Below are 3969 nucleotides of genomic sequence, written 5' to 3'. Positions count from 1 at the left end.
GATCCCCCGAGGTGCAGGTCGCGATGCTGACGCAGCGCATCAAGGACCTCACCGAGCACCTCAAGGAGCACAAGCACGACCACCACTCGCGTCGTGGTCTGTTCCTGCTCGTCGGTCAGCGCCGTCGTCTGCTCGGCTACCTCCAGGACATCGACATCGAGCGCTACCGTTCGCTGATCGAGCGCCTCGGACTGCGGCGATAGCATCAGCGCGGTGTACATCGAGACCCGGTAGGGCGTCGCGCCCAGCGTACAATCGCTCTTGCGGAGCCTCCCCACGGTGTGGGGAGGCTCTCGTCGTTCTCGGCGGCGGACCCGCCCTCTCCCGCGAGACCGGCGTTTCGGGTCGAAACCCCCGTCCATACGCGGGGTCTCGACCCGAGAAGCGGGTCTCGCGGAGCTGACGAAGGGCGGATGCTGGGGCGTCAGGCGCGGGCGGCGAGCAGGTCGGCGTGCCAGCGCTCGGCGACGTCGGGGTGGGCGCGCAGGCGGGACTTCAGGGCGTTCTCCCCATAGAGCGCGTGGATCGGATTCGACGGGTCCTGCGTCACGCCCCGAGCCTGGGCGGCAAGCTCAGCGGGCAGGTCGATCAGTGGCAGCCGAGAGTCGAGCGCGGGATTGAAGAAGAACGGCACCGAGATGCGATCGTCGGGCCAGCGCGGAGAGACGACCCGGTGGTTGGTGGCGATGAGGTAGCCGCCGGTGGCGTATTCGAGCATCTCGCCGATGTTGACGACGAACGCGCCGGGCACCGACGGCGCGTCGACCCACACGCCGTCGCGCTGCACCTGCAGGCCGCCCTTGCCCGGCTCCACCCACAGCAGGGTCAGCACCCCGGAGTCCTTGTGCGCGCCGACACCCTGCGCCCACCCGCCTGCGGACTCGGGATCGCGGGAGCCCGGATACCGGACGATCTTCAGCAGCGTCGAGGGTTCCCCGAAGTGGTCGTCGAAGTAGCTCTCCTCGGCGCCGAGTGCGAGCGCCCACGCCCGCAACAGCTTTCGCGCCACTCCGGTCAGGTGCTCCTGCCACTCGGTGGCGACCTCGCGCAACTCGGGCTGAGCCTCCGGCCACAGGTTCGGTCCGATCAGGCGGTCGAAATCCGGCGCATCGGGGTCGGCAACGGCATCCCGCTCCGGACCGATGTCGATCTGCTCGCGCCAGTCGACCTCGCCCTGCGTGCGCTCGCCGCCGATGCGGGTGTAACCCCGGAAGTGCGGGCTGTGGACGTTCTCGATCGCGAGTTTGTCCGCCTCGGGCAGGTCGAAGAAGGCGCGCGCCGTGCGGTGTAGGCGCGCCTCGAGCTCGGGTGGGATTCCGGTGCCGGTGAGGTAGAAGAACCCGACGTCGTGGGTCGCGGCGCGAAGTTCGTCGCGGAACCGCGCCGCCGTGTCGGGCCCGGCGTCGAGCAGCGAGAGGTCGAGGATCGGAAGGCTCAGATCTGTCATGCGACGAGGATAGGCACGGGTGGATGCCGAGGCATCCGATATTGCCGTTCGTTACCGTCGACGCAGGCGCAGGCTGGCCGGCGAGAGAACGACGGGGCGCCGAGAGTACGGGCGCCACCCGTTCCCTCGGCGCGGAGTTGTTCCCTCGCGGTCAGGGCCGTCGCCGTCGGGGCCGCCGCGAGCCCGTCGGGTCGGAACGGTGTCCCTCGCGGCCGGCGAGGGTCGGGTCGGCGAACAGCCATGCGGGCCGGGGCTCGACGAGCGGGCGGAACACCGTCCGCACCGGCTTCGTCGCGAGACCCAGGGCGATGAGCACCGAGAAGACGACGACGCCAGGCAGCCACAGCCACGTCGGCTCGGCATCGCGGAGGATGCCGGTCTCGCGGAACGGATACAGCACGAACGAGTGCAGCAGATAGACGTACATCGTGTACTGACCGAAGTGCGTCCACCAGTAGGTGCCGCGGGGTATCAGCGCGAAGAACGCGACGCTGAGCATGAGGGCGATCGCCATGAGAGCCAGCCGCAGCGCCCCGGACCACCACGGTCCGCCGAGGGTTGCGTAGTCCTGTTCGTAGAACAGCCACTCCCGCAGGTTGACGGCCCGCCAGGTGTCCACGAAGAACCAGGCGGTGAAACCGGCGGCCGCGAACGCACCGACGGCCAGGGCGCGCACCCACCAGCGTCGGCGGCGCAGCAGATCCAGTCGGTCGACGATGTCGTGATGGGCGAGCCACCATCCGAGAGTGAAGAAGGGCAGAAGGCCCAGCGTGCGCGATAGCGACAGCGTCGAGTCGATGTTCGGCCAGTACCCAACCGCGAGCGAGATCACGACGGTCCACACCAGCGGCCATCGCAGCAGGGCGAGGTAGGGGAGCACGAGCCGGAAGATGGCGAGGGCGAGCAGGAACCACAGCGTCCACGACGGCTGGGTCAGGTTCGGATTGGCCTGCCCCTCCACGAGCCACTTCGTCAGGGTCCAGAGCGCCTCGAAGATGACGTAGGGCAGCACGATGTCGGTCATGACCCTGGCCATCTGCCGCCTGCTGGGGGAGTCGGACTTCGAGAAGTACCCCGAGATGATCGCGAACGCCGGCATGTGGAAGGAGTAGACGAGCAGATACAGCCCCAGCGCGATATCGCTGTCGTAGGTCAGCCGCTGCACGGCATGCCCCAGCACGACGAGCACGATGCACGCGAAGCGCGCGTTGTCCCACAGCGGCACGCGACGTTTGACGGTTCGAGCCGAGCCGGTGCGGGGCGCGGGAGGTGCGGGCGGCGTCGTCATCTCGCAGGCCACCCTACCGGGGCGGCGGGCTCGGCCGGGAATAACCTGGAGTCACCCGCGTTGCACGAGATGTATTCATCTGCATGAAGTGGATGCCGCGGCATCCGGAAAGCGAAGCACATCGTGAACGAGACCACGGCCCCCGCCGCACCGCAGGTGCAGTTCGGCATCTTCAGCGTCAGCGACATCACGCAGGACCCGACGACCGGTCATACGCCGAGCGAGGCCGAGCGCATTCAGGCGACGGTGACGATCGCGAAGCACGCGGAAGAGGTCGGCCTCGACGTCTTCGCCATCGGCGAGCACCACAACCCGCCGTTCTGGTCGAGTTCGCCCACCACGACGCTCGCTTTCATCGCGGCGCAGACCGAGCGGCTCGTGCTCTCGACCGCGACGACCCTCATCACGACGAACGATCCGGTGAAGCTCGCCGAGGACTACGCGATGCTGCAGCATCTGTCCGGCGGCCGCATGGACCTCATGATGGGTCGCGGCAACACCGGACCGGTGTACCCGTGGTTCGGCAAGGACATCCGCCAGGGCCTACCGCTCGCGATCGAGAACTACGCCCTGCTGCACAAGCTGTGGCGCGAGGACGTCGTCGACTGGGAGGGCAAGTTCCGCAGCTCGCTGCAGGGCTTCACGGCGACACCGCGGCCGCTCGACGGCGTGCCGCCGTTCGTGTGGCACGGCTCGATCCGCACCCCCGAGATCGCCGAGCAGGCCGCTTACTACGGCGACGGCTTCTTCGCGAACAACCTTCTGGCCCGCCGAGCACTACCAGCGCCTCATCGGTCTGTATCGGCAGCGCTGGGAGCACTACGGCCACGGCGGTCCCGAGACCGCGATCGTCGGTCTCGGCGGCCAGGCGTTCATGGCCCGCAGATCGCAGGATGCCGTGGCCCAGTTCCGTCCCTACTTCGACAACGCTCCGGTGTACGGGCACGGGCCGAGCCTCGAGGACTTCAGCGCGATGACGCCCCTGACCGTGGGGTCGCCGCAGCAGGTCATCGACCGCTACGCCGGCATGCGGGACCTGTTCGGCGATTACCAGCGCCAGTTGTTCCTCATCGACCACGCGGGGCTTCCGCTGCAGATGGTGCTCGAGCAGCTGGACTTCTTGGGCGGCGAGGTGGTCCCGGCGCTGCGTAAAGAGTTCGCGACGATCCGCCCGGCATCCGTCCCCGACGCGCCCTCGCACGCCGCGCGCGTGCGCGCCGCGTACGGCGACGGT

3 protein-coding genes and 1 pseudogene are annotated in these 3969 nt (G+C 68.6%); 2 read left to right on the top strand and 2 right to left on the bottom strand.

The genetic code is table 11. The features are described 5' to 3' along the window. A partial coding sequence (gene rpsO / locus WBP48_RS09735) for a 30S ribosomal protein S15 (protein ID WP_424439576.1) occupies nt 1-203 on the top strand: 203 nt, incomplete at its 5' end. Between the two features lie 221 nt (nt 204-424). Here the strand turns inward: rpsO and WBP48_RS09730 are convergent. Then, on the bottom strand, nt 425-1447 hold the full coding sequence (locus WBP48_RS09730; RefSeq protein WP_424439573.1) for an isopenicillin N synthase family dioxygenase: 1023 nt from the start codon (nt 1445-1447) through the stop codon (nt 425-427). Between the two features lie 151 nt (nt 1448-1598). Beyond that, nucleotides 1599-2735, bottom strand: coding sequence for an acyltransferase family protein (locus WBP48_RS09725; RefSeq protein WP_424439570.1), 1137 nt, complete (start codon nt 2733-2735; stop codon nt 1599-1601). A 156-nt stretch (nt 2736-2891) separates the two neighbouring features. Between WBP48_RS09725 and WBP48_RS09720 the strand changes: the two are divergent. After that, a pseudogene (locus WBP48_RS09720) lies at nt 2892-3969 on the top strand (LLM class flavin-dependent oxidoreductase); the annotation flags it as partial.

It is taken from the genome of Microbacterium sp. (assembly GCF_049661145.1).
Classification (GTDB): Bacteria; Actinomycetota; Actinomycetes; order Actinomycetales; family Microbacteriaceae; genus Microbacterium.
Note: the sequence above shows the minus strand (reverse complement) of the source record. Positions and strands in the feature narration are given on the sequence as shown.

Bases quoted from the DNA above. Each gene is read 5' to 3' on its own strand.
- WBP48_RS09730 (WP_424439573.1), bottom strand. From the start codon at position 1,447: ATGACAGATCTGAGCCTTCCGATCCTCGACCTCTCGCTGCTCGACGCC.
- WBP48_RS09725 (WP_424439570.1), bottom strand. From the start codon at position 2,735: ATGACGACGCCGCCCGCACCTCCCGCGCCCCGCACCGGCTCGGCTCGA.